General features: G+C 41.9%; 21 protein-coding genes and 1 pseudogene. 13 read left to right on the forward strand and 9 right to left on the reverse strand.

The window, feature by feature from the left end; genetic code table 11:
- The first annotated feature begins 167 nt into the window (after positions 1-167).
- From UYC_RS0129345 to fahA, 5 genes are all read left to right on the forward strand, one after another.
- Positions 168-1,946 (forward strand): ABC transporter ATP-binding protein, encoded by a 1,779-nt coding sequence (locus UYC_RS0129345; protein WP_016877711.1) that lies wholly within the window; start codon positions 168-170, stop codon positions 1,944-1,946.
- Positions 1,943-3,730, forward strand: coding sequence for an ABC transporter ATP-binding protein (locus tag UYC_RS0129350; protein ID WP_016877712.1), 1,788 nt, complete (start codon positions 1,943-1,945; stop codon positions 3,728-3,730). The genes UYC_RS0129345 and UYC_RS0129350 overlap by 4 nt, the downstream gene beginning before the upstream one ends.
- 148 nt (positions 3,731-3,878) lie before the next feature.
- Entirely contained in the window at positions 3,879-4,082 is a 204-nt protein-coding gene (locus UYC_RS0129355) for a hypothetical protein (protein WP_016877713.1), read from the forward strand.
- Positions 4,083-4,219: 137 nt separating this feature from the next.
- Entirely contained in the window at positions 4,220-5,098 is an 879-nt protein-coding gene (locus UYC_RS0129360) for a hypothetical protein (protein WP_016877714.1), read from the forward strand.
- Between the two features lie 30 nt (positions 5,099-5,128).
- A complete protein-coding gene (gene fahA, locus UYC_RS0129365) occupies positions 5,129-6,445 on the forward strand; it encodes a fumarylacetoacetase (RefSeq protein WP_016877715.1) in 1,317 nt (438 codons plus the stop codon).
- Between the two features lie 130 nt (positions 6,446-6,575).
- Here the strand turns inward: fahA and UYC_RS0129370 are convergent, their stop codons facing one another.
- On the reverse strand, positions 6,576-7,361 hold the full coding sequence (locus UYC_RS0129370; RefSeq protein ID WP_016877716.1) for a DUF3120 domain-containing protein: 786 nt from the start codon (positions 7,359-7,361) through the stop codon (positions 6,576-6,578).
- Positions 7,362-7,912: 551 nt separating this feature from the next.
- Here UYC_RS0129370 and UYC_RS0129375 point away from each other — a divergent pair.
- From UYC_RS0129375 to UYC_RS0129400, 6 genes are all read left to right on the forward strand, one after another.
- The gene (locus tag UYC_RS0129375; protein ID WP_016877717.1) at positions 7,913-8,863 is read left to right on the forward strand and encodes an undecaprenyl-diphosphate phosphatase; all 951 of its coding nucleotides are present in this window, start codon (positions 7,913-7,915) and stop codon (positions 8,861-8,863) included.
- A gap of 106 nt (positions 8,864-8,969) precedes the next feature.
- Positions 8,970-10,298: a TIGR03279 family radical SAM protein gene (locus UYC_RS0129380; RefSeq protein WP_016877718.1), complete on the forward strand. Its 1,329-nt coding sequence runs from the start codon at positions 8,970-8,972 to the stop codon at positions 10,296-10,298.
- Positions 10,299-10,398: 100 nt separating this feature from the next.
- Positions 10,399-13,053: a family 10 glycosylhydrolase gene (locus UYC_RS0129385; protein ID WP_016877719.1), complete on the forward strand. Its 2,655-nt coding sequence runs from the start codon at positions 10,399-10,401 to the stop codon at positions 13,051-13,053.
- A 1,171-nt stretch (positions 13,054-14,224) separates the two neighbouring features.
- Positions 14,225-15,187 (forward strand): fatty acid desaturase, encoded by a 963-nt coding sequence (locus tag UYC_RS0129390; RefSeq protein ID WP_016877720.1) that lies wholly within the window; start codon positions 14,225-14,227, stop codon positions 15,185-15,187.
- A gap of 93 nt (positions 15,188-15,280) precedes the next feature.
- Positions 15,281-15,742 carry an SET domain-containing protein-lysine N-methyltransferase gene (locus UYC_RS0129395; protein ID WP_016877721.1) on the forward strand — a complete coding sequence of 154 codons (462 nt, stop codon included), beginning with the start codon at positions 15,281-15,283 and terminating at the stop codon, positions 15,740-15,742.
- 315 nt (positions 15,743-16,057) lie between these two features.
- Complete coding sequence (locus UYC_RS0129400) at positions 16,058-17,464, forward strand: pyridoxal phosphate-dependent decarboxylase family protein (RefSeq protein WP_016877722.1); 1,407 nt, start codon at positions 16,058-16,060, stop codon at positions 17,462-17,464.
- Between the two features lie 245 nt (positions 17,465-17,709).
- Here the strand turns inward: UYC_RS0129400 and UYC_RS0129405 are convergent, their stop codons facing one another.
- The 4 genes from UYC_RS0129405 to UYC_RS0129420 form a co-directional block, all read right to left on the reverse strand.
- Positions 17,710-18,447 carry a phytochelatin synthase family protein gene (locus UYC_RS0129405; RefSeq protein WP_016877723.1) on the reverse strand — a complete coding sequence of 246 codons (738 nt, stop codon included), beginning with the start codon at positions 18,445-18,447 and terminating at the stop codon, positions 17,710-17,712.
- A gap of 31 nt (positions 18,448-18,478) precedes the next feature.
- A complete protein-coding gene (locus tag UYC_RS0129410) occupies positions 18,479-19,378 on the reverse strand; it encodes a glycine betaine ABC transporter substrate-binding protein (RefSeq protein ID WP_016877724.1) in 900 nt (299 codons plus the stop codon).
- Positions 19,379-19,482: 104 nt separating this feature from the next.
- Complete coding sequence (locus UYC_RS0129415; protein WP_016879772.1) at positions 19,483-20,118, reverse strand: ABC transporter permease; 636 nt, start codon at positions 20,116-20,118, stop codon at positions 19,483-19,485.
- Positions 20,115-20,861: an ATP-binding cassette domain-containing protein gene (locus UYC_RS0129420; protein WP_016877726.1), complete on the reverse strand. Its 747-nt coding sequence runs from the start codon at positions 20,859-20,861 to the stop codon at positions 20,115-20,117. The genes UYC_RS0129415 and UYC_RS0129420 overlap by 4 nt, the downstream gene beginning before the upstream one ends.
- Positions 20,862-21,088: 227 nt before the next feature.
- Here UYC_RS0129420 and msrB point away from each other — a divergent pair, with 227 nt between their 5' ends.
- Positions 21,089-21,589: a peptide-methionine (R)-S-oxide reductase MsrB gene (gene msrB / locus UYC_RS0129425; RefSeq protein ID WP_272898086.1), complete on the forward strand. Its 501-nt coding sequence runs from the start codon at positions 21,089-21,091 to the stop codon at positions 21,587-21,589.
- 395 nt (positions 21,590-21,984) lie between these two features.
- Entirely contained in the window at positions 21,985-22,635 is a 651-nt protein-coding gene (locus UYC_RS0129430) for a hypothetical protein (RefSeq protein WP_016877728.1), read from the forward strand.
- A gap of 73 nt (positions 22,636-22,708) precedes the next feature.
- Here UYC_RS0129430 and UYC_RS35825 read toward each other — a convergent pair.
- The 4 genes and pseudogenes from UYC_RS35825 to UYC_RS0129450 all read right to left on the reverse strand — a co-directional run.
- Positions 22,709-22,945, reverse strand: a pseudogene (locus UYC_RS35825) (Uma2 family endonuclease); the annotation flags it as partial.
- A gap of 45 nt (positions 22,946-22,990) precedes the next feature.
- Complete coding sequence (locus tag UYC_RS0129440; RefSeq protein ID WP_016877730.1) at positions 22,991-23,443, reverse strand: type II toxin-antitoxin system VapC family toxin; 453 nt, start codon at positions 23,441-23,443, stop codon at positions 22,991-22,993.
- Positions 23,440-23,715: a hypothetical protein gene (locus tag UYC_RS0129445; protein ID WP_016877731.1), complete on the reverse strand. Its 276-nt coding sequence runs from the start codon at positions 23,713-23,715 to the stop codon at positions 23,440-23,442. The genes UYC_RS0129440 and UYC_RS0129445 overlap by 4 nt, the downstream gene beginning before the upstream one ends.
- 60 nt (positions 23,716-23,775) lie before the next feature.
- A complete protein-coding gene (locus tag UYC_RS0129450; protein WP_016877732.1) occupies positions 23,776-25,650 on the reverse strand; it encodes a tetratricopeptide repeat protein in 1,875 nt (624 codons plus the stop codon).
- Between the last annotated feature and the right edge of the window lie 25 nt (positions 25,651-25,675).

Here is a 25,675-nt window from a genome sequence, read left to right on the forward strand (position 1 = left end):
AAAGGTATCAGCAAATCTGCCATTGAACAGGTTTCCGTTGGGCGTAGCAAATCAAAATATTACTAATGGTGTAGTGCAATTCGGATACTAGAGGATGTACTAGAGAGCATTGAGCACTAATCTTAATAAGTGGGAGATAATTTTCTAAAGACACAGGGGTAAATCTATTGGTTCAGCAACCAGAACTCCAGGAAACTACTTCGCCCCAGCCAATCCAGCGTGTACTGGGGAGTTTAAGTACCTACCGATGGACTTCACTAGGAGCCTTAGTTAGCTTACTGCTGTTGACGGTTGCCAATGCAGTTACTCCCCAATTATTTCGGTGGGGAATTGATCGAGGCATTGTCAAACAAAACTTACAAATAGTGTTCTATAGTGCTGGATGGTTGGTAATTGCTGCCATTGCTCGTGGTGTATTTAACTTTGGACAAAGCTATTTGGCAGAAGCAGCTTCTCAGGGTGTTGCTTATGATTTGCGAAACCAAATTTTTAGCAAGATTCAAAATCTCAGTTTCAGCTATCACGATCAAGCACAAACTTCTCAACTGCTAACTCGTGTCACTAGTGACATTGAGCAGATCCGCACATTTATTGGCACCAGCTTGATTCAGGTGATTGGTGCAGTGGTGACATTGATAACTATTGCGGTGATTTTGCTAATCATGAACTGGGAATTGGCGTTCATTACGTTAACAGTAGTGCCCATATCAGGATGGTTGATGGCGCGATTCATTACCCGCAATAGCAAATTGTTCCGGCAAATACAAGAACAATTGAGTGACTTGAATGCTGTATTGCAAGAGAACTTGCTGGGGGTACGGGTAGTAAAAGCCTTCGTGCGGGAATCAACCGAAACAAGGCGTTACACCGCCCGGAATGATGCCTTGGTGAAGGCAAACATGAAGACGATTCGCGCTATCCGCAATACCTTTCCGTTTATATTTTTACTAAGTAATTTGGTAACACTAGCGGTTTTTGCTTATGGGGGAGCGCAGGTAATTGGGAATAGATTCTCCATTGGCGAATTAGTGGCGTTTAACTCCTACTTGGTGCTGATTCTCCAACCTATTTTGTTGATTGGATTTGCTGCACCTGCGATCGCCCAAGCAATGACTTCTGCCGATCGCGTTTACGAAGTGGTGGATGCAGAGGTAGAAATTCACGATCGCCCCGGTGCCGTCCCATTTGAAATCTGCGGTGGTAGAATCACCTTTGAGAATGTTTCCTTTCGCTATCCCGGTGCAACAACCGAAGCCCTCAAGAATGTTTCCTTTGAAACCAAACCCAAGGAATTGATCGCTGTTTTGGGGATGACAGGTTCCGGCAAAAGCACGATTATGAATTTGATTGCACGCTTCTACGATGTCACAACCGGAGCGATTCGCATTGACGGACAAGATGTGCGGGATTTTACACTAGAAAGTCTAAGAACTCATATTGGCATTGTATTCCAGGAAACTACGTTGTTCTCTGGCACCATCCGCGAGAATATCGCCTATGCCAAACCAAATGCAACCCTAGAACAAGTGATTGAGGTTGCAAAAACAGCCCAAATTCATGATTTCATCGCCAGCCTGCCCGATGGCTACGAAACTATTGTTGGTGAACGCGGTATCGGCTTGTCTGGTGGACAAAAACAACGGATTGCGATCGCCCGCACCTTACTAACCGATTACAGCATTCTGATTTTGGATGACAGCACCTCTGCGGTAGATGCCAAAACCGCTGCCCAGATTCAAGCCGAACTAGATGAATTGATGCGCCAGAAAGCGTGTGTAACTTTTGTTGTCGCTCAAAGGATTAGTACCGTCAAGAACGCCGATCGCATTTTTCTCATGGATAAAGGACGATTGGTGGCACAAGGCACCCATGAGGAATTAATGCAAACCAGCCCACTCTACGGGGTGATTTTGGAATCTCAAGTGAAGCAAAAGGAAAACAAATGAGAGCAGCTCCAGTTGTTGCATCCGAAGAAAAGGCAACTCACCAACTTTCCACCCTGCGGCGTTTTTTACAATACCTACAACCCTATCGCAAAGAAATTCCCATCGCCCTGACACTAGTATTGATCGGAGCTGCAACTCAGGCGATCGGGCCGTTCTTACTCGGCTGGTCAATCGATCACCTGATCGCCCAAGGAAATTTGCAGGGGCTGTTCCTGCTATTAGGTCTACTGGCATTGATCTACGGATTTGGAATTTGGGCAATCCGGGGTCAAATTCTGAGAGTTGGTTGGATTATGCAGCGATTACTGGCTCAATTGAGGCAAGACATTTTCACAAAAATTCAGAGTTTGCCACTCAGTTTTTTTGATCGCAGCGAAGCGGGTGATTTGATGAGCCGACTGCTAAATGATGTCAATACAGTTAATCAAACCTTTGGTCAGACAATTGCCCAAATGCTAGGTAACATTTTTAGCCTCATCGGTATTATCATTGCCATGCTCTCAATCAACCTGCAACTCGGCTTATTGAGCAATTTAGTTGTACCCCTGATGATTTTTACCACAAGTTTGTTTGCACGTTGGGCAAGAGCTAAATTTCGCACCACACGTCAGACTATTGGGGAGCTTTCCACCAAGTTGGAAGAAGATATTGGCAGTGTGCGAGAAGCACAAGCATTTAATCGTGTCCAGATGAACATCGAAGAATTTGAGATTCTCAACGCTGCCAATCGCGATGCCAATGTCCAAGCTGTGGCAATTACTGCCGCCTTTTTGCCGTCAATAGATTTTCTCAATACACTGGCGATCGCAGGTGTCCTGGCATATGGGGGCTATCTCACTGTCACAGGAGCAGCAACAGTGGGTGTAGTCACATCCTTTTTACTTTATGTCCAGCAGTTTTTCCGCCCGATCCAAATCCTTAGTCAATTTTACACTCAAGCTCAATCTGCCTTCGCCGGATTAGAGCGGATTTTCCTGCTCTTAGATGAACCGTTCCAACTGCAAGATGCACCTGATGCTATGCAAATGCCACCTATTCAAGGTGAAGTTACATTCGAGAACGTCACGTTTGGCTACAATCCCGATCAACTGGTTCTCAAAGGGGTGAATTTGCACGCCTACCCAGGACAGATGGTTGCGTTAGTCGGGCCAACCGGCTCTGGCAAAACTACAATCATTAACCTAATTTTGCGTTTCTACGATGTATCTAGTGGTGCAGTAAAAATTGATGGTGTTGATGTACGTAAAGTTACGCAAGCAAGCCTGCGGCGTCAGATTGGCATTGTTTTGCAAGATAATATTCTATTTAGCGGTACTGTGGCTGAAAATATTGCCTTTGGTGTTCCTTACGCCACCCAAGCCGATATTGAAGCGGCTGCCCAAATGGCGAACGTGCATGAGTTCATCACCTCACTGCCACAAGGTTATACAACTCAATTGGGTGAACGTGGCGCTCCCCTCAGTCAAGGACAGCGACAACTAATCAGTATTGCCCGTGCGGTGTTGATCAACCCCCGCATTCTCATTCTCGATGAAGCAACCAGCAGCATTGATACCCGCACCGAGGCACTGGTGCAAACTGCGATCGCCCGTTTGTTACAAGATCGTACCAGTTTTGTAATTGCCCACCGTCTCAGTACAGTTACTCAAGCCGATCAGGTTTTAGTGATTCAGCAGGGACAAATTGTAGAACAAGGCACCCATACAGAACTCATTCAACAACAAGGCGTGTATGCCAATCTCTATGCCCTCCAACTAGGTGCAGCTAACAAAATGGAAGTTTAAGTATTTGTTACACAAAGCAAGAAAGTGTAGAGGAAAGCGTTGTTAAGATAATTGCTGAACTAGAGCGTCTGCGTTACATTTAAGCTCTTATTCAAACTATGCGATCGCTTTTAGTCTTGATAATATAAAATTTTTTACATCTAAAACAATGCAATCGATTCTCACCTACACAATAGAATTGGTAGCGATCGCCTTTATACTGCTTTTAGCTCTCGATTTGTTTGCTACAATTTCGTCCTTATTACAAGCAGTACAACCAGTAAATATTTACTACCAACGCCTGACACTTGATAATGTTCCCAACAGACTCGATTACTTGGCGCTGATTCTGGCACTATCTGAACGGGAGTAGGTGAAGTACTGGGAACAGGGAACAGGGAACAGGAAGATTATTTCTCTCCCACTCTCCCCTCTCTTCCTAGCCCCTAGCCTCTAGTCCCTAGCCCCTAATCCCTTCTACCATTAAATTAAGTACAGCAGGTGAGTCCAATGCTTGCATCAATAAAAACACTTCTTTTGTCAGTTGTGGACTACGCTGGGCTTTTTCCGCCAGCCAAGCTTGATTTACAGCAAGCAATGGCAAATTATGCTTGCTATCAAACAACTGCCTATGCTTGGATGTTAGGACGCTTTGTCTTACCAGCATCCCGCTTGCGAGAATTTACAGAACTGCTACCAAAATTTTCAACACCACAGCAGTGGAGGCTGAGTGTAATTCTCTCACAGGATATAGAATCAGATATCAAAAAAGTGCGATCGCTCGACAACAACAAGGCGATCGCTGTTACATCCCTAGAAATTCCTCCACTACCGCCAACAGAAATTAAAAAAGCACTCTCTCATCTTCCCAAGGGTGTTGATTCATACTTTGAAATTCCTCTGCACAGTGACATAGAGGCATATCTAGCCGTTCTAAGTCATACTGGTGCATCAGCAAAAATTCGTACTGGCGGCGTAACGGTTGATGCTTTTCCTAGCGTCACCCAACTGTATGAGTGTATGCTTGCGTTTGCTAAAGCTCCGATTCCATTTAAAGCAACCGCAGGATTGCACCATCCATTACTGGGCAAACACCCTTTAACGAATGAACCAGACAGCCCCGTCGCGGAAATGCACGGCTTTTTGAATGTTGCACTTGTGGCAGCACTTATGTATCAACAAAAAATAACACGAGAAGAAGCGCTAGAGTTATTGAAAGAATCATCTATTGAAGCTTTACAAATTACACAAGACAGCATTTCTTGGCAAGATTACCAACTAAACTTAGTAGAAATAGAACAAACCAGGCAGAAATTCTTTCGTTCCTTCGGTTCTTGCTCATTTGATGAGCCAATAGACGATCTCAAGAAACTCAAACTATTGAGTTAATCAGCCCTGCTGCCTTTTACCCATGAAATTATGACTCATACCACTGACGCCACCCACGATCCCAATTTACGTAGCTGGGTAGAATCAGCAAATCATAAAGATACCGATTTTCCGATCCAAAATTTGCCTTTTGGGGTGTTTCGCGCTCTAGGTAGCGCGGAACCCGCACGCATTGGAGTGGCAATTGGAGATCAAATTCTAGATTTATCTAAGTGTTACCAAGTAGGTTTGCTTCAGGAATTACCAGAACAACTACAAGCAGCGTGTACAGCATCGAACTTAAATTTATTGATGTCAGTGGGAAGTGAATCTGTATCGATTTTGCGTCGTCATTTGAGCGAGTTGTTGCGATCGGACAGACAACAGCCTGCCTCGGCAACAGAAATTCTCATACCCATGTCTAGCGCTGAACTATTACTACCCGCCAGTACTGGTGATTACACTGATTTTTATGCCTCGATTTTTCACGCCACAAACGTAGGTAAGTTATTTAGACCGGATAATCCCTTACTTCCCAACTATAAGTATGTACCCATCGCCTATCACGGACGTGCCTCCTCGATTGTATCTAGCGGCACTTCTATCAAGCGTCCCCAAGGGCAGAGAAAGAAACCTGAAGATCCTGCTCCTAGTTTCAGCTCCTCTGCAATGCTGGACTATGAGTTGGAAGTTGGATTTTTCGTAGGTGTGGGAAATGAACTCGGACAGCCCATACCTATAGATAGGGCAGAAGAACATATATTTGGGCTATGTTTGGTAAATGATTGGTCAGGGCGAGATATCCAAGCGTGGGAATATCAACCTCTTGGCCCTTTTTTATCTAAAAGCTTTGCAACAACAATTTCTCCTTGGGTAGTAACCTTGGAGGCTTTAGCACCTTTCCGTTGTCCGGCTTTTGTGCGTAGCGAAGCAGATCCCCAGCCGCTACCCTATCTCTCGTCACCACTGGATGCAAGTTCAGGCGGTATTGACATTATGCTCGAAGTATGCATCGTTTCAGCCCAGATGCGTGAAGCAAAGATGCACCCCTTTCGCTTGAGTCGTGGTTCTTTTGGGCAGATGTACTGGACATTAGCACAGATGCTTGCCCACCACTCTAGTAATGGTTGTAATTTGCGTTCTGGGGATTTAATCGCAAGTGGTACAGTTTCTGGTGCAGAGGAGGGTTCACAAGGTTGCTTACTCGAAATCACTCAGCGTGGTTCCAAGCCCGTGACGCTGCCAACGGGTGAATTGAGAAGTTTTTTGGCTGATGGAGACGAGGTGATCCTGCGGGGATATTGTCAGAAAGAAGGTTATGCCAGAGTGGGTTTTGGAGAATGTCGAGGTACGATTTTACCCGCCTAATACTGTTCCAACAGGTTGAACTTCTCTCGCGCAACCAATATGTGCTAACAACAGTGAGACATCATTGAACTTCACCCCCATTAGTGCCCATTGAAGTTCAACAGTCCCCACCCAAAAACGTGCGCGATCGCTATCCCAAAACGGCAGCTAACAAAAATAAACTATCTACCAAAATCGTACTCAAAACTGCTCCACCAAAGGCATACCAGTGCCACTGCTTTTTACGTAAAGGTAAAATTCCCACCGTCATCAGCACTAAGGCAAGAGCGATCGCCCAAGTTTGCCCCCAAGGAGTTTGGATTTGCGCTACTGCATTTCGTAAAATTTGTGATACTTGTTCTGGTTCTGCCTGCATGATTTGCCGCCAGTAAGGCATCAAATCTACCAAATAAAAATACACGTCAGTCAAAACTGTACCAAGCAAGGAACCCAAGTAAAACCAGTTACCCACCTTGCCCCAATTGCGCCGCAGACACCAGATGACAAATGGCAAACCAATAGACTCTACAGGCAAATGCCACAATGGTTCCCAACGCAACCAGCCCCAGTAAATCGAACCAGCTAACCAACTCCAACTAAACCCATAGATTAAATCGCCCCACAGATATGTTGCAGAACGTGACATTAATAAGAAACTCAGCCACACCCATCCACCTGTGAGGGATAAACTTAGCCACGGTAGCGATCGCACTAAGGGAGCTTCGATAAACACTGGCACGGATACCAAAAATACCGCCGCCGCAAACACCAGCCAAATTTGGCGGGCAGATGTGACAACAGAGAGAGGAAAAGTCAGGGTAGTGCCTTGAGAGGGAGGGAAAGAAACATTACTCTTCGCCTCTGGTTGTAACCGTATCTCCGTATCAGTGTTGGTAGGGTTAAAAGTGGTGTAAGAAGACAATGTATTGTTAACCAAAGTTTTTTTAATATAGTTTACTTAACTTTATCTTATTTAAGATATCACAACATAAATCCCCCCCTGGGGCATATTGATTGTACCAGAATTTCCTTGATAAAAATCTTGCACCAGTTGCTTGATTACATTTTTTGTAGGGTGGGCACTGTCTAACTTTCCTCAAACCCTTATTTTTACGTTGTAAAAACTGCCCACCTTACGGTTCCTTAAGCAAGGAAAGACATACTATATTGTCTGCTTAAAGTAAAAAATTTAGATAAAATTACGCAAGCAATGTAGGAGTCTAAAGTATGGCAACAAATGTAAATAGCAAGCAAAATTTTCCTATTGACAAACGCTACACTTCATGGTTAGTTGACGAATGATTTGAAGCAACTGGTCTATCATCGGTCATTTTTGAAACATAGTCAGCTCTAGCAAGTAGTCAGTAGTAAATTGATTTACAAATGGTTGTCACCGCGTAACAAAGCTTCTTGGTTCTTATTTCCTAAAAATTTCACTGAGTATCTGTTTGTGTAACTGTTTGTAATTAAAGTGACGCAGGTATACTAATGACTCTATCAAAACGTCAATCATTTTTACTTTTCAGTACCATATCTGCCTTGATGTCAGTGGTGATATTCCCGATCAAAGTGCTTGGTACCCAGCCTCAGCCTGTAACTGGGGTACAACAAATGAATATCTTTCAATCATTTTTTTTAGGTTTTGTGCAAGGGATAACAGAATTTCTGCCCATTAGTAGCACAGCACATCTAAAAGTCATACCAGTAGCACTTGGTTGGGGCGATCCGGGGGTAGCATTTACCGCCGTAATTCAACTGGGGAGTGTTGCAGCAGTAATTTGGTATTTTTGGGGGGATTTAGCGCGACTGTTTAAGGGAGCCGTAAAAGCTCTTGCACACAAAGACTACAACAATTACGACTTCCGCCTTGGTTTAGGAATTGTGTTGGGAACAGTACCAATTGTATTTTTCGGGATTTTGATTAAAATACTAGTCCCAGATTATGATAATTCTCCTGTGCGGAGTGTGGGAGCAATTGCATTTTCTTCGATTGTGATGTCTATCTTGCTGGGAATAGCAGAATTTGTTGGCAAGCGGCAACGCGATTTTGAACAATTGAAGATGCAAGATGGGCTATTTATGGGGTTAGCTCAAGCATTGTCTTTAATTCCTGGTGTTTCTCGTTCTGGCTCCACCCTCACTGCTGGATTATTTGTAGGATTACAAAGGGCGACTGCCGCGCGCTTTTCCTTTTTGTTGGGTATTCCCGCCATCACCCTAGCTGGATTAGTCGAGTTAAAGGATGTTTTGGCAGGAGACACAGGAATTGTCTCCTTAGTAGTTGGTTTAATTTCATCGGCGGTATTTTCTTATCTGGCGATCGCTGGTTTGCTGCGCTTTCTCAAAACCCACAGCAGTTGGGTGTTTATTTGGTATCGGCTCATATTTGGCGTAGTAATACTGGCGGCAATTGGTGCTGGAGTGTTGAACAATAGTTAATAGTCCTTAGTTATTTGTCCTTTGTCCTTTGTGCTTGGTTGGTTCACCTGTTCACAATTGACTAATGACTAATGACTAATGACTAACGACTAATGACTCTTTAGCAATGACTACTATTCGCCCAGCTCTAATTACCAAAGTACTACCTGATTCCATTGCAGCAGAAATTGGATTTGAAACTGGGGATGCGATCGTCAGTATTAACGGCACGCACCCCCGCGATTTAATTGATTATCGGTTTTTGTGCGCTGATGAAGTGCTAGAACTGGAAGTTTTGGACGCCACTGGAAAAATCCATAATATTGAAATTGAAAAAGACTATGATGAAGACCTGGGGCTAGAATTTGAGACAGCATTATTTGATAATTTAATCCAGTGCAATAATCGCTGTCCGTTTTGCTTTATCGATCAACAGCCACCAGGCAAACGCTCAAGCTTGTACCTCAAAGATGATGATTATCGTTTGAGCTTTTTGTACGGCTCCTACCTCACCTTAACCAATTTGACTGAACGGGAATGGCAGCGGATTGACAAAATGCGGCTATCTCCTTTATATGTTTCCGTTCATGCCACCGAACCCGAAGTTAGAATTAGACTGCTAAAAAATCCCCGTGCCGGACAAATTTTGCAGCAAATTAAGTGGTTCCAAAAAAGACGGTTGCAAATTCACGCTCAAGTAGTAGTCTGTCCTGGTATAAATGATGGCGTGCATTTAGAACAAACTTTGCGCGATTTAGCGTCATTTCACACTGGGGAAGTGCCAGCAGTTGCTTCGGTGGCAGTAGTGCCAGTAGGGTTAACAAAGTTTCGCCCAGAGCAAGATGAACTTACACCCGTAACTAGAGAAAAAGCAATAGAAGTAATTAAGCAAGTGCGATCGCTCCAGCAGGAGTTTCGTCAAAAATTCGATTCAACATTTGCCTGGTTAGCAGATGAATGGTTTTTAATTGCAGGGGAAGATTTACCATCCGAATCTGAATATGAAGATTATCCCCAAATAGATAATGGTGTTGGTTCAATTCGCTTATTTCTGAAAAAATTTACCCAAGCAGCTGAAAAATTGTTACCGCCAAAAGTAAAACCCCAGCGCAGATTGCATTGGGTTGTTGGTAACGCAGTTGAAAAAGCATTTCAACCTATCCTCCAGCGCTTGAATTCAACTGAAGGGCTAGAAGTTAAAATGCACGCTTTAAATAGCGATTATTGGGGGCAAAATATTACTGTAACTGGCTTGTTAACCGGGCATGATTTACTGTTAAATTTACAAAAACAAGATTTAGGAGCAGGAATTTTGTTGCCAACAGTTATGCTAAAACATGGCGAATCTGTATTCTTGGATGATATAAGTATTGAAGAAGTAGCTCGCCAATTAAAGACAAAAATCTTTCCTGTGGCGGGAGTAGAAGAATTAATCAAGACTTGTATTCAGGCTTGAGTTGAGTTAAAAGTTTATAGTTCATAGTCGTCAATAGTTATAGTTCAAAACAAATGACTATTGACTATTGACTAATGACTAATTTTGTGAGGAGCAGAGAGTGAAACATCAGGGTAAATCTATCAAAAAGAGCAAAGTAAACAAGCTAAAAAAAATAGGATTATTGATTTTACAAGTTAAATTATTATTGTTTTGTTCATTAAAAATTTTACCTGTAAAAGCCACGACTTCTGAACCTGTATTAAGCATCATCTATACTCAAACAAACGCTAATCAGTGGACAGGAATTACCAATCGTTTGCAAGCAACAGGAGTGAAGTATTGTGTAATTTCTCTAGATAACATTAAAAGTGCAGCAGATTTAGGCGATCGCCCAGTAGTATTTTTGCCCAACGTCGAAAATTTAACACCAACAGTTGCGATCGCTCTAGAAGAATGGATGAGTAAGGGTGGGCGCTTAATTGCCAGTGGAGCAGTAGGAAGTTTGTCAACGCCAGGAGTACGTCAATTACTACAAACACTTTTAGGAGGTTATTGGGGATTTAGCCTTGAGTCTCCCCAAAATCTGCAACTAGCACCAGCAAAGACACAAGCATGGGTAAGTCAAAATAGCTTAATTGGTAAAGTACACGGTGGTGTTGTGGTTCCCAATAATGTTGCGGCGCGAGCAGTTGCCGTTTGGGATGCCAAAGATCGCCCAGCAGCAGTGTTAACGACAGAACGTTCTACCTTGTTGGGTTGGCGTTGGGGGGTAGATACTGTTTCGCCATCCAAGATAGATGCTGCTTGGTTACAAGCTGCTCTCAATCGTCATGCGGATATATCTTCTGGTTACATCGCTAAAGTAGCAGGAGGTTCTCCAAATTGTTATACCTCGGTGGAGGCAGCTTCTAAAGATAGAGACAACACCGCCACTGCTCCTGCTAACACCTTCCAACCCTCAGACGAAGCTATCGATCAACTTCAACAAGCAGTAAATTTAAAAGTCGAACCCAACTCGAATGCACCCATTAGCCACAATGAAGCGATCGCTCTCCAGCAACAGCTAGAAAATCTGATCAATCGAGTCGAAAGTGCCAATTTAGCTGCTGCTGCCTACAATGGTGACTTCCAAGCTACAAAAGAACGGCAGGCACAGTTAGCCTCCACCAAAACCAATACTGCACTCTTGGATCTCAACCAGAGCCTCACCCAAGTACGAGCAACAGCGAAAAACCTGCCACAGTTGATAGCAAATAAACAATATGCTCAAGCTCGCTCCTCCTGGCTGCAAGCAAAAGCTGCTTTGTGGCAACTGTTTCCCCTAGATCGAAGATTAGCTCAACCAGAAATCAGAGCGATCTGGCTAGATCGAGGTACAATTGTCCGTGCTAGAAGTGAAAAGGGACTCGCTCAAATTTTCGATCGCCTAGCACAAGCAGGAATCAACACAGTATTTTTTGAAACCGTCAACGCTGGTTACACCATTTATCCCAGTCACGTTGCACCACAGCAAAATCCTTTAATTCGCGGTTGGGATCCACTGGCAGCAGCAGTAAAATTAGCCCACGAGCGAAACATGGAATTACACGCCTGGGTTTGGACTTTTGCGGCTGGCAATCAACGTCACAATCAAATTTTAAACATTAAACCTGATTACCCAGGGCCAATCCTAGATGCTTTTCCTGATTGGGCAGGCTACGATCAACGCGGGCAAATGATCCCACTAGGGCAAGGCAAGCCTTTCTTAGATCCAGCCAATCCTCAGGCACGGCAGTACTTACTCCGGTTATATGAAGAAATAGTCACCCGTTACAAAGTTGATGGCTTGCAGTTAGACTACATTCGTTACCCCTTCCAAGACGAGGCAGCAGGAAGAACTTACGGTTACGGGCAAGCAGCTAGGAGACAATTCCAGCAACTGACAGGTGTAGATCCAGTCAATATTTCTCCCAGTCAAAAGGAACTTTGGCAAAAGTGGACTCAATTTCGTACCGAGCAAGTCAATAGCTTTGTTGCGCAAGTATCACAGCAATTGCGCTCCAAGCGATCGAACTTAATTTTGTCGGCAGCAGTATTTCCCCTCAAAGAACAAGAGCGGATTCAAAAAATTCAGCAGCATTGGGAAGTTTGGGCAAAGCGCGGTGATGTAGATTTAATCATTCCTATGACTTATGCCCAAGATACCTTTAGCTTTGAACGACTCGCGCAACCTTGGATTGCTTCATCAAAAATAGGTTCTGCCCTCTTAGTACCAGGAATTCGTCTGCTTTCTTTACCCACTATTGGAACATTCGATCAAATCCAATTGGTTAGAGACTTGCCAATCAGCGGTTATGCCCTATTTGCCGCAGAAAACTTTCACAACGACTTACAAAAAGTTTTTAGTCGCACCCAAGGTAGAGAGAAAGCCACGCCCATAGAACCAACACCTTTGCGCCAACCTTTTCAAACCGCTGCCGCTCGTTACGCAGTTTTGTTGGGCGAATGGAAGTTTGTCAGGCAAAATCGTCAACTGCGATTACCAGCCACAGTAATCTCGGAATTTAATACCCAAGCAGAAGTTTTGCAAGATGCTTTGAATCAACTCGCTGCCAAGCCAAATACCAGTAAATTGCAAGCAGCAAAAGCCTCTATAGTTCGCTTCCAATCTCAATTTCGGACATGGATGCGTCTACAAGCCTTAGATAATCCCTATCAAGTCAGAGTTTGGGAAAATCGCCTTGCAACTATCGAAAGGCTGTTGCGTTATGGTGAGCGAACAGCGGAAAGGTGAGAAGGCAGGAGGGAATATAAAGTTAGTAGCTAGTGTTCAGATCCCCGACTTTTTTAAACAAGTCGGGGATCTATAACCTCTCATGCTTATTCCTCCGTGCTCTCCGTACCTCTGTGGTTTTATTTTTCCGTGACTAGTGCGTAAAGTTCAGCACGGGGTAGCGATTGTTAATCTGGAAAGGGCAGCAGGCGATCGCCCTCCAATAAATATGGTTTCTTAGAATAAGTCATAAGCTTGGTTTTAGCAATCACAATAACCAAAATAAAATCATCAAAAAATTTATTTCTTTGTGTTCTTTGCGGTAGCCTGCGGCAAGCCGCTGACGCGTCTACGTTAAAAAACCTTCCCAGTTCGATTATGTATTCTTCAAGCGGGAAAGGAGTAATACCGTTTCACTTTAAGACTGATACACATAGGCAGCAGGGGGCAGGGAGCAAGGGGAAAGAATTTAGAGACTAATCATTTGTATCAGGTATTTCGTAAAATGGTATAACATTCCGCCATAATTAGTTTTTTTTACCTCACTTGCAGTGCACAGTAAATCAATTAATTATCTGCTCATTCCCTGGCATTACTGCAATTACACCTATCTAATTTAAGTGTCACCTGACTATTTAAAAAAATAAATATTATTGGCGTGCAGCAAAAAATTGCTCTCAATCAAATTCATCCATTGCTATTAGCAATAGTTGCAGAAAAGCTACATTTGTGTGAACACTTACTAACCCATTATTTTGCAAAATGTAATAAAGCCTCACATTTTTTTCATATTCAGTGAACTATGTAAAGTTTTGTATCTGACTTCAACATTTATGACTTAGAAGGATGTAGTATTTCCACAAGTCAAGACTTAAGTTTTTCTTAATAATCACTTCCAAGCAGAGAGATATCGAAACACTTGCTTTTGAGTTTTAAATAAGTGAAAGTAACCAACAAAGGAGAAAATTTCAACAGTTGACTTACTTTCATTGGTATGCTTTTATCTCTTGCGAAAAATTGAAATGATGTCTGTGCTGTTCACAGAATAGAAACATCAAAATCGAAGTCAGTAATTTGTTAACTATCTGCAAATTGCTACAAGTTCTGTTCGCTACTTGTAAAAAGAGTGATTGCCGAAATCATTCACAGATATCCAATTCTTCATCGTCTGAGGTTTGAAAGAATATACATTATGACTACGCTGAAAATAAATGATTTTACTGGTCTTGAATTGGGTAATCTGACAGAGATAAGACAAGGATTTTTCTTAGTAAAAATCTTAGTATATGCTTGTCTGAGTGCAGTTTCAATAACTCTAATTTTAGGGTTTAAAGGAATAATTTCCTTGCTCGCAATGTTATTTTTAGGGCTGATGTATGCTCATGCAGCAGTGTTAGAACATCGATGCGTTCATAATACTGCTTTTCACAGTAAACGATGGAATCGAATCGCAGGATTCTTATTAGGTTTACCTATGCTAGTATCCTTTTCCGACTATCAAGATAGCCATCTCAGACATCATAAATTACTTGGAAGCCCAGAAGATAAAGAATTTTTTAGTTATGATTGCGGCTCGCTCAAATCGCCAAAAATCTTAATTCCTCTTCTGCTGTTACCTCACTATCGTCATGTAGCTCTAAGACTGTATAAAACAATTAAAGGACAAGATTTGGAAGTTTTGAATACCATCCCGAATGCAAAAGTAAAAATTCGCAATGAATACCGTTTGATGGCAATTTTTCTAGTTTCCATCTTAGTTATTACTATCGGGCTGCAAACAACAGTTTTTTTGAAAGTTTGGCTAATACCCTTACTATTTGCCTCTCCAACTTATGCTTTGATTGAACTGCCTGAACATATAGGATGCGAGCGAAGCATGACAGATGTTTCTGTAAACACACGAACAATTACAGCTAGTAAATTAGCAGTATGGTTTACCGATGGTAATAATTATCATGTCGAGCATCATTGGCTTCCTAATATACCCGGTGATAGACTTGCAGAACTACACAGTTACATAAAGCCAAAGATTCGATATTTAGATTCCTCTTACTGGTCATTTTATACAAAGTTTGTGCAGAATATTTTCCGCGAACAAGTTTTTGTTCCAGAAGCATGGTTAGCAGAAAAAGCTCCGACAGAGATTAACTACTAGCACAGTGGAGTATCAATTCAGTAATTAGTTACAACCTCATTATTTTCTTTTCTATCTTTCCACTTCATCATCTACTAGAGTTTTCAAATAATTATGACTCAGCAACTAATAGATTTTTATCGGTTTGTTGGCAATCAAGATTGCGATCGCAAGGCAGTAGCTACAGTTAAGATTAAGAAAGGTCAAGTCATCAAAAATATAAACTTTGTTTTTAGCCCTCAAAACTTTTTAACAGTTCAAGCTGGTTTTGACAAACACATTTTAGATGAATTATTGGCAGCCATGAACCATTCTTGTTCACCAACTGCTTTCGTAAACCTTGCCAAAAAACAGATTATTGCAGAACGGGATATCGCTCCGGGAGAGGAAATAACATTTTTCTACCCTTCAACGGAATGGATTATGGTAAGACCATTTCAGTGTAAATGTGGTTCTCCAAACTGTATCGGTAAAGTATCTGGGGCAGAAGATTTGCCAATTAGTTTACTCAAGAAATACGAAATAAATTCGCACATTAAGCAAAGTATTCTAGAAAGTATCTATAAAAAAAGATGAGCGATACCCTCTAGAAATACTAAATATCTCTGTCTTGAAAATAGGGACTAGGGACTAGGAAAGACTGCACTTATTTAGATGAAGTGGTAACTTACTGCATTTGTATCTAAATTGCGTGAGTTAACTCAAGAAGCGATCGCAACTATACAACTCGCAGAGTAGCGGCTTACCGTCAGGGTGTGGTGGGGCGATCGCAAACCCTCGTTATACCCTCGTTACCAGGTTCAACCTGGTAACGAGAACTAGAGCCTCTAGCTCTTCTTGAGAGATAACAAGTCTTTAACCAGACACGATATCAAATAGTGGAGTGCCATAATGATTGCCGATCTTGATACGCGGAAGAACCAAAACATAAAAAACATCTTGCAAACAACGGCTGAGTATGCAATTCGCTATCTTAGAGACTTAGACACTCGTAAAGTTATTCCTGCACAAGATGCGATCACAAACCTCACCCAGTTAGATGAACCCCTGTCTTATGAGCCTGTCGATCCTGAACTCGTCTTGCACAAGCTTGATAAAATCATTTCACCTGCAACAATGGCAATAGCAGGGCCTCGTTTCTTTGGGTTTGTCAACGGTGGTTCTCTGCCTGTAACCATAGCAGCTAATTGGTTAGCAACAGCATGGGATCAAGATTGCGGACTCTATAAAATCACTCCTGCTACCGCCTTATTAGAACAAGTGGCTCTGCGCTGGCTCTTAGATGTACTGCGTTTACCCCCAGATTGTGCTGGTGCATTCGTCACGGGAGCAACCATGGCTAGCTTTACAGCTCTGGCTGCTGCTCGCCACGCCGTACTCAAACGAGAAGGTTGGAACGTAGATGCAGATGGTTTGTTTGGTGCCCCACCCATAACAGTTGCAGTCGGTGAGGAGGTACACCCAAGTGTCTTGAAAGCCTTAGGATTGCTGGGGCTAGGTCGAAATCGAGTCGTCAAAGTCCCGGTAGACACTCAGGGGCGGATGCGCCCGGAAGCTATTCCCACCTTAACTCTTCCTGCAATCATCTGCGCTCAAGTCGGAAATGTGAATACAGGTGCGTGCGATCCAGTGGCAGCGATTTGCGAACGTGCGCGAGAATTGGGAGCCTGGGTGCATATAGACGGCGCATTCGGACTCTGGGCAGGAGCGGCTCCATCGTTGGCGCACCTCACCGCAGGGATAGAAAATGCAGACTCTTGGGCGACAGATGCCCACAAATGGTTGAATGTGCCCTATGACAGTGGATTGGCATTTGTTCGCGATGGCAATGCTTTGCGAGCGGCAATGGCGATTACTGCCGATTTTCTACCTACTGTCACCAACCAGCGCAATCCATCAGACTATACACCTGAATTTTCTAGGCGCGCGCGGGGTGTGGAAGTGTGGGCTGCGTTGCGATCGCTTGGACGTTCTGGATTAGCAGATTTAATTGAGCGAACCTGTTGCTATGCCCGACAATTTGCCAAAGAATTGCAAGCTGCTGGATATCAAATTCTGAACGATGTGGTCTTAAATCAAGTTTTGGTATCCTTTGGGAGCGCAGAAACAACCCTTCAGATTATCGCCGAACTGCAATCCGAGGGGACTTGTTGGTGTGGAGTCACGGTTTGGCAAGGGCAAACAGCCATGCGAATTAGTGTCTCGTGTTGGTCAACAACTGATGCCGATGTGGAACGCAGTTTGGAAGTCATGCTACGAGTTGCGGAGAAATATTGCCGGGGAGCATCCCAATTTTGACGCAATACCCTAGAAGGGTATCGCTACAAAGACAAAGCCCACCTTCGTGGGCTAAAATATTTCAGCCCGCGTAGGCGGGCTTAGTTTGTATAGCCTCACCCTTCTAGGGTGCAGGGCTTTTTGCAAAAACGGGATGCTCCCTATTGTCGTATCAGTTAACAGCAATTTTATTTGCTTGTAGTAAGCACGCTTTGTGCTTACTACAAACTATGTGTAGCTCCAATTTTAAGAATTGGTATTATTGTTTAATTTTTGCTGACAAATACAAATCCTCGTGTTTTACCAGATACTAAATCAATAGTATTCATTGCGTTCCATAAATCTGCTGTTTTTACCCAAACAGGTGGATATTTGTAACGAGAAACATCCAAAATTAAAAATCTATCTGTATGTTCGTTATATGCTGCTATTGGTGAAATATGCCCACCTTTTTCTTGTCCAATTTTTTTACGTAAATAGTTGATGACAAGAAAATTTCCTGGTTGTTTTAAATTTTCTGCTGCACGTTTGCGAAATTCTTCTATGGTAGTATTACCAGCGTGATAAACCTGTGTTTTGACTTGATAGCTTGCTAATAATTTACCCAACTGTTCTAATGTCATTCCCATGCGAGCAACTACTTCAGGAGCTATGACTTTTCGGGTTGCTTCGTTGTGAAAAAGATTTTCTTGAGTAAATATGCGGTAAGGCTTATATTCGGGTGCTTCTGGTGCAGGAATTTTCAAAGCATTTAGCACCATCACAATACTAGCCACTCCACAGTATGCTTGATTGTTTTGCGTGATAAATTGCGTACTGAGAGGAAAGAAATCTTGTCGCGAACGGCTTTCTATTAGTAATTTTTCCCCTTGTGATGAAGTAAAATCAATTAAATTTGCTGATAAAGTTTGTGTCTGAGCACAGGTACCACCAATAGTAAAACACATACCTAAAATTAAACTATTGATGGGAAATTTAATAGTATTTAGTAGATATTTTTTCATAAATTATCTCTGCTCAAATATTATAAAAATATCATGCTAAACCTTTAGATTTACGAAACTCAAACACGACTTCTTTAATATCACGTAATTCTCCCTCAACTAAATAATTTAATTGTTGCATTTCTTGGGCGGTAATACGTTCGTCAAGTTGGGATATAGCTTTTCTTAACTCTGGATACTTTTGTAACGTTTGTTTACGCACAATTGGTACTGCTTGATAAGGAGGAAAATATTGCTGATTATCTTTTAATATGACCAAATCCAAGCGGGAAATTTGCCCATCAGTAGAATTACCATTAATCATATCTACTTGTTTTTGCAGCAGCGCTCGGTATATTAAACCTAAATCCATGACGCGGGGAGATTGGGCAAAGCGTAAATCATAAGTTTTAGCCAATCCTGGAAAACCGTCTTCTCGCTCTATAAATTCATAACCAAAACCGCCGCGCCACTGAGGCGTATATTGAGCAGCTTCAGAAAGAGTTTGAAGTTGATAGCGCCTTGCATCTTCACCACGTATAATCATGGCAAATGTATTTTCAAAACCCAAAGGTTTCATTACTTCTAAATTAAATTTTTGGGCGTAAGTTTGTTTTAATTTTTCGTAAACAACTTTTGGATCTTTAACTCCTTGTTGTTTCAAAATACCAACAAAAGCTGTGCCTGTATATTCTATATAAGCATCAATTTTGCCAGCCACAAGAGCTTGATGAGTAACTAAAGCACTAGTAAAGCGCAGACGCCCAACTTTTAAATTTGTGTTAGCTTCAATTTGCTGTGCTAAAAGTTCGCTTAAAATATCTTGTTCGGTGAAACCTTTAGAAGCAACAACAATATCACCACTGCCTCCACTATTATTACTAGGTTGACAGCTAGCAATTGCAAATGCCAAGGTAAAAGTTAAAAGGAAAAATATAAAAAATCTTTTCATGGAGGGTAGTTAGTAGTTAATAGATAGTAGATAGTAGTTAGTAGTTGGTTGTTTGCCACTAACCACTATCAGTCTTAAAGAAAAATTCATTTATTTATACCTATCTACCTAATCTTCAAATTTTTTTCTATCAAACCAATTCCCAAATCAGCAACTAAAGCAATTACTGCTGCTGGAATCGCGCCAGCTAATATTAATTGATCGTTGACTGTCGAGATCCCACGAAAAATTAACTCTCCCAAACCACCCGCACCAATAGCAGCAGCGATAGTAGCAACACCGATCGCTATCACTGTCGCCACTCGCACTCCCGCTAAAATCACCCCCATCGCTAAAGGAATTTCTACTTGTAAGAGCAATTGTCGATCTGTCATCCCCATACCGCGCCCAGCCTCGCGAATTGCCGAATCTACGCCAGCAATACCAGTGTAAGTGTTGCGAATTATGGGTAATAAAGAATATAGAGCCAGGGCAACAATTGCAGGAGTAGCGCCAATCCCGCCAATTATAGGCACGGGAATAAGTAAGCCAAACAGTGCTAAACTAGGAATAGTTTGAAAAATATTAGCAATCCCCAAAATCGGTTGACGCAGAGATTTTTGACGAGTAATGAGTATGCCCAAAGGTATGCCTATCAAAATGGCGATGCCAATAGCAACTACAACTAGCACTAAATGTTCGAGTGTGCGATCGAGGATTTCTGGGGCATATTTGATTAAGAAAAAATCGGTGATATTCATAGGAAAAAAGATTTTAAGCATTCCATAAAAGCAAGAGCTTCTGGATTTTGCGAGCGCATAAATTCTTCTGGCGTTTCCAACACCACTAATTCTCCTCCATGCATTAAACCTATTCTCGATGCCAAAATAAACGCTTCTTGAATATCGTGCGTCACAAAGACAACAGTCTTGCCTAATTCCTGCTGTAACTTTAAAAATTCTTGTTGCAATTCTAGCCTAGTAATCGGATCGAGTGCGCCGAAGGGTTCATCCATCAGCAATACAGGTGGATCTGCTGCTAGCGCCCTAGCCACACCAACTCGTTGCCTTTGCCCTCCCGAAAGTTCATGGGGATATCTTTGGGCAAATTTTTCTGGTTCTAAACCAACCAAATGCAGAAGTTCATATACGCGGCTTCTAATTTGTTTGGGTTTCCACCTTTCCAGAGAAGGTACTAAACCTACATTGCGTTCAACAGTGAAATGGGGAAATAAACCAGTTTCTTGAATAACATAACCAATTTTGCGCCGCAGTTGAATTTCATTCCACTGAGTTGTCGGAATGCCATCAAATACAACTTCGCCTTGAGTGGGTGTAAGCAGGCGATTGATTAACTTCATTGTCGTGGTTTTGCCGCTACCACTACGTCCAACTAATACTAGCGCTTCTCCTTGGCTAATGCTGAAATTGAGATTCGATACCAAAGGGCGATGGTTGCGGCTAAAGGTGACATTACGAAATTCGACAGCAATCTCCTGGGGCATAAGTTAAGTTTCCGTGGAGGTTGGTTTTAGTAAATTATGTGCTGATTTTGTGAGTCATGAAAGAAGTTCTGTCACTTAGGCGATCGCATAATCTTAACGAAGTTTCATGCAACTCTCAGCCTAATATCAGCTTCAGCATTCACAGTATTGATTAAGTGAGGCAATCCCTATCAATTTATACGGCTTGCTTAATTGTTACCTTTATAAAACTTAATAAATAATAGAAGATGAAAAGAAGACATCTTTTAACAACTGCTGCTGCCACAGTGAGTGCAGTAGGGTTATCAAGCTATTTAACTAGGAGAACACAGGTTATGGCAACTTCTAATACTGAGAAATTTGAAGTCAATAAAACCGAGGAAGAATGGCGTCAAACTTTGACACCAGAACAGTTTCGTGTCCTGCGGAAACACGGCACAGAACGGGCTGGTACTAGTCCACTAGATAAAAATTATGCCAAAGGTACTTACGTGTGCGCTGGTTGTGGACAGCCACTGTTCACCTCAGAAACCAAATTTAACAGCGGTACTGGCTGGCCGAGTTTTTATGCACCCATTGAAGGGGCTATTGCCACATCCGTAGATAAGTCATTTTTTATGACTAGGGTTGAAGTCCATTGTAGCCGCTGCGGAGGACATCTCGGTCATGTGTTTAATGATGGCCCTGCACCGACTGGAAAGCGCTACTGCATGAACGGTGTCGCGATGGAATTTACTCCTCAAGCGTAATCTTGACGTGTCTTAAATAGAAAAGCGATCGCTTGATTTGGGCTTGTACAAAAGAGGCGATCGCTTTTTATTATTTAACTTAATCACTCCTAATTTATATTAACTTTAAAAAATCAGGTAGCACCCTTTCTCTTCATACTTTGACTGTGATTATTTGATGCTTAATATCCTGATATTAATTAAATTACAATCAAACAATCTTTCTTTTGGGGGAAGTAGATATCACTTCTTTAGATAGAAACGTTAAAGCAGCTAAAAAAGTTATTTTGATAATACACCAGAGAAAAGTTTTAAATAACACCAGAGAATATAATCACTGGTTTATTACTTAGAAAACCTTTAATGCTATTTAGCTCTACATTTTTTACTTGACTTGGAAATTTAAGACAACACCTATGACTAATCCAAACGATAACAAAAGCTACCGAGAAGTTCAGCAAGACAGTTACACCGACAGTAACGGAAATATCCACACTAATGTAACGCGAACCACTGAAACAGTTGGCAATAGAGGAGTAGATCCTAACTCCTATCAAAGCGGTTATGTACACGGGCGTGTATCTGAGCGCGATTACCAAGAAGAGAGATTAGGACAACGAGATGATGACAACACTGCTCGTGGGTTATTCTTAGGCTTGTTGCTTGCCTTGCTAGCAGGGTTAACAGGCATTGCCATCTGGTATTTCACCCAACGCGATGAAGCAGTTGAGAATACTGTTACACCAACTGTGACTGTCACACCAACTGTGACTGTCACACCAACAACAACACCTCAACCCCAAACTACAATTATTGAAAGAACCACGGAAGTACCTGTTCCGATTCCTGTTCCCCAACAAAATACTTCATCAACAACCGCTCCTACTCCACCTAATATCAACATCACCGTTCCACCCGAACCACCTGCGGCTAGACAAACTACTCCAGCATCACCATCAAATTCCAATCCAGAGACTGGTACTACAGCTACACCTTCTCCAGATTTAACACCTAATAATAATTCTTCTACTACTGAGAACAGCAATCAAAATAATTCATCTCAGTAATAGATATTAGCTGCTAAGAAATCCTCTCTTAATCCGAGAGGATTTTTGATATTTCAACATAAATAATACTTCGCTACGAAACTTCTTTTAAATCCAAATTAAATCCCGGCAGTATATCTTCTCCTGATAAAGTAGTGGGATTTTCTAATATTTCTACATCTTGTCCTTGCCGATATATCTCCACTGTTATATTTTTTCGGTCAATCAACCATCCCGAACTAGCCCCATTTGTTATATATTCCCGCATTTTTGACTGCAAAGTTTCCATACTGTCAGAAGCAGAACGCAACTCAACCACAAAATCTGGACATCATAGAAAAATAACATTTGTCTGCAAGAATATTAATTTTTTACTCTATACTTTGCTGAGATGTCTCTCATCTGACTGTGCTCGAAATACACGTTCAAAAGGTTGACAACGATAGCGGCGATAAATATCAAAATCCTTATCTAATGTTGCGATCGCACAGATATTTAAACGCTCGGAAATAGCAACTAGGGACAAATCTGCAAAATCTCCAGGCAAACTAGCATATTGAGTGTTGAGTTCAGCTATTCTTGCAAAATCTTCTGGTAGCAGCGATTCACATTTATATACTAGATTTGTTAAATGTAATAAAAATACATTCTGTACCTGCCGATTAGGAGCAAGAAAGTACATTACCTCAGTAACACATGCAACTGTAGTGATTAAATCACTAGTACAACTGGTGAAAAAATCTCGAACTTGGGTGTGATAATTATCTGTTGAATTGTAAAAAGCTATTAGTAAGGAACTATCAACAAGAATAACAGGGTGATATGTCATGCTTCTTGCTTTTGCTGGCTTTGTTCATAACGTTTCTGGAAATACTCCGCCAGATACTTATACCGTGCATCCCTATCAGATAAATTACCAGGGCCGTTTAGTAAATGCTCCGGATAACCACCCATCTTCTCTAAAACAGTTTTTCTCGGCTGTAAGCTTTCCCAATGTTGGCGCAACAACCGTTTAACTAATTCACCACTTGTCGTTTTCTCCTGCGCGAGAATTTCTACTAAATACTTCTCAGTTTCATCATCTAAATTTAGATTCAACATATAAATTCCTACATCAGATTTCAATACTTGATTATTTCCATCATAAACAAAAATCTATCCTTACATTTCCCGCCTATATTCTTCTAACAATTGCGGAATGTAATCATATCCATCTACACCAATCACAGCAATAATTCTCTGACGATTTTGTTGCAATGTATTTTGAAATGCTTCTGTACCTAATTGTCCTTGCAAAATTGTCAGTAATCCCGCAGGTTTTCGCCACTCCTGTGAAGCTATTTGGTTTAACAAATACATTCCCAAACAGCCAGTGTAAATTGCTCTTTCAAAATTTGCCAGATTGTAATTTGCTTCAGCTAAAGTTGCTAAATTCAATCCTTGTAGATACAAATCACCAGCAACTTGTGCTGTCCTAAAACCTTCTTCTAAATTTTTAATCGCATTTTCTGGTTGTTTAATTATTAAATATGCAATGCCTAAACTACTCAAACATAAAGCTTTACTTTGCACATCGCCTAATTGCTCTGATAACCTTAAGCCTTGTTGCAAATAGTTAATAGCCATCTCATAAGTTTCTGGTTCTAACTCTTGCAACTGCTGTGCCTGCATCACTTCGCTATAGCCCAAGTTAACCAAAGCATAAGCTTCTCCGGTTCTGTTGCCTGATTGCCTACTCAGAATTAATGCCCTTTGACTGTAATCTATGGCTTCCGAGTAATTTTGTTGGGCAACACAAGTACGGCTCAGATGGTTGAGATTGGCAATTTCACAAGGGCGATCGCCTGCATTGCGCGCAATCTCCAATGCTTGCTGATGAAAATTAATAGAGCGATCGTATTGCCCCAATGCTCGTTGCGAATATCCTAAAAGCGTTAATATCCGCGCTTTCTCTTGGGTTCCCTCGACACGACGTAAAGGTTCATCGAGGTAATTTAGCGCATCCCGCAAGTAGCTACCAGCAAAGGAGGCAAAAATACCACCATATAAGGGAAAATACTGCCGTTGGGAAAAGGTTCGCAAAATTTGTAACATTACCTGCGAAGCAGCATTACCGTAAATTGTACTCAAACCAAAACCATCTGCCAGTTGACTCCAAATCACAGCAAAAGTCAAAAAAGTGGAAATTGATAGCTTTGATCCAGCTTTAACGTTGTATGGTTGTTGGTCAAACCAGTGAACTAATCCCCGTTGCAAGTATTGTAGTATTAATGTTATTTCCACCCAGTCACTGAGATTGACATTGCGTTGCTGTTCGGCAAATGCAACTATAGATTCCTCCATCGCTAAAGTGCGAAGTAGTGCTTTGGGTAACTCACTATTGGTTTGCTTTGCCCAAGTTGCCCAAGGGCCGCTTTCTCCTGGTATGCCACCAAATCCTAAGGAATCCTGACTTTGTTCGTACATCCAACTGACGAGATGTTCTTGCAGTCGTTGCCAAGCGGCGACACCACGAGTTATGCCATCGGCGATATACTGAAAATCTTCATCTGCTTGAGCAAATTGTTGTAAAGATTTTGACAACTGTTGAATTTGTTGTAAAGTCAGGGGATGCTTGCGGTTGGAATCGGTAACTCGCAAAAACGCAGCAAGGCGCTCTCCTGTTGGAGCTGTAGTAATCTCTTTAATGGCAGCGGCTGTAGCTTCTGTAGCTTTATTTTGTTCTTCAGCACGTTGCCATTGACTTTGGATTGTCTTAATTGCTCTTAAAGTACGGGTGGCTTTTGCTTTTTTGAGTTCATCTTTTTCAGTGTCTACTTGCTGCTGGATGCTATTGAGGCGATCGCTCAACGCCAACTCAAAAATTTCTCCCGTCCCCACCGTCACACTCTTGAGCAGCATTTGATACACTTGCTCAACAGAACTAATCTTGCCTTTGAGGGTGGCTTCGACAATTTCATCGATCAGGGCAAGGTAGCGATCGCGAAGGGAGACAGACTCAGACACTTTCCAAACCAAGAACACACTATGTTCCATTCTAATTCTTGTCTGGACAATGCAG

This window comes from Chlorogloeopsis fritschii PCC 6912 (assembly GCF_000317285.1).
GTDB classification, from domain to species: domain Bacteria; phylum Cyanobacteriota; class Cyanobacteriia; order Cyanobacteriales; family Nostocaceae; genus Chlorogloeopsis; species Chlorogloeopsis fritschii.

Bases quoted from the DNA above. Each gene is read 5' to 3' on its own strand.
- UYC_RS0129415 (WP_016879772.1), bottom strand. From the start codon at position 20,118: ATGAATATCACCGATTTTTTCTTAATCAAATATGCCCCAGAAATCCTC.
- UYC_RS0129405 (WP_016877723.1), bottom strand. From the start codon at position 18,447: ATGAAAAAATATCTACTAAATACTATTAAATTTCCCATCAATAGTTTA.
- UYC_RS0129410 (WP_016877724.1), bottom strand. From the start codon at position 19,378: ATGAAAAGATTTTTTATATTTTTCCTTTTAACTTTTACCTTGGCATTT.
- UYC_RS0129450 (WP_016877732.1), bottom strand. From the start codon at position 25,650: ATGGAACATAGTGTGTTCTTGGTTTGGAAAGTGTCTGAGTCTGTCTCC.
- UYC_RS0129360 (WP_016877714.1), top strand. From the start codon at position 4,220: ATGCTTGCATCAATAAAAACACTTCTTTTGTCAGTTGTGGACTACGCT.
- UYC_RS0129390 (WP_016877720.1), top strand. From the start codon at position 14,225: ATGACTACGCTGAAAATAAATGATTTTACTGGTCTTGAATTGGGTAAT.
- UYC_RS0129420 (WP_016877726.1), bottom strand. From the start codon at position 20,861: ATGCCCCAGGAGATTGCTGTCGAATTTCGTAATGTCACCTTTAGCCGC.
- UYC_RS0129400 (WP_016877722.1), top strand. From the start codon at position 16,058: ATGATTGCCGATCTTGATACGCGGAAGAACCAAAACATAAAAAACATC.
- UYC_RS0129375 (WP_016877717.1), top strand. From the start codon at position 7,913: ATGACTCTATCAAAACGTCAATCATTTTTACTTTTCAGTACCATATCT.
- UYC_RS0129440 (WP_016877730.1), bottom strand. From the start codon at position 23,443: ATGACATATCACCCTGTTATTCTTGTTGATAGTTCCTTACTAATAGCT.
- UYC_RS0129355 (WP_016877713.1), top strand. From the start codon at position 3,879: ATGCAATCGATTCTCACCTACACAATAGAATTGGTAGCGATCGCCTTT.
- UYC_RS0129430 (WP_016877728.1), top strand. From the start codon at position 21,985: ATGACTAATCCAAACGATAACAAAAGCTACCGAGAAGTTCAGCAAGAC.
- UYC_RS0129395 (WP_016877721.1), top strand. From the start codon at position 15,281: ATGACTCAGCAACTAATAGATTTTTATCGGTTTGTTGGCAATCAAGAT.
- UYC_RS0129380 (WP_016877718.1), top strand. From the start codon at position 8,970: ATGACTACTATTCGCCCAGCTCTAATTACCAAAGTACTACCTGATTCC.
- msrB (WP_272898086.1), top strand. From the start codon at position 21,089: ATGAAAAGAAGACATCTTTTAACAACTGCTGCTGCCACAGTGAGTGCA.
- fahA (WP_016877715.1), top strand. From the start codon at position 5,129: ATGACTCATACCACTGACGCCACCCACGATCCCAATTTACGTAGCTGG.
- UYC_RS0129445 (WP_016877731.1), bottom strand. From the start codon at position 23,715: ATGTTGAATCTAAATTTAGATGATGAAACTGAGAAGTATTTAGTAGAA.
- UYC_RS0129350 (WP_016877712.1), top strand. From the start codon at position 1,943: ATGAGAGCAGCTCCAGTTGTTGCATCCGAAGAAAAGGCAACTCACCAA.